The sequence below is a fragment of the Thalassotalea montiporae genome, from assembly GCF_053485855.1.
The window spans coordinates 1-208 of sequence record NZ_JBQRUO010000042.1 but is presented as its reverse complement, the minus strand read 5'-3'; the positions used below and the strand labels follow the sequence as shown (position 1 = coordinate 208).

At 50.5% G+C, this 208-nt stretch carries 1 rRNA gene; it reads left to right on the top strand.

The features are described from left to right. Window positions 1-208 (top strand): 23S ribosomal RNA (locus ACSLUR_RS19225); the annotation flags it as partial.

Below are 208 nucleotides of genomic sequence, written 5' to 3'. Positions count from 1 at the left end.
TTGTTTCGCCAGAAGCATTGCCGGGTAGCTACGTTCGGAACTGATAACCGCTGAAAGCATCTAAGCGGGAAGCAGGCTTTGAGATGAGTTCTCACTGGGACTTTAAGTCCCCTGAAGGGTCGTTGGAGACTACGACGTTGATAGGTCAGGTGTGTAAGGGTTGTGAGGCCTTGAGCTAACTGATACTAATTGCCCGTGAGGCTTAACC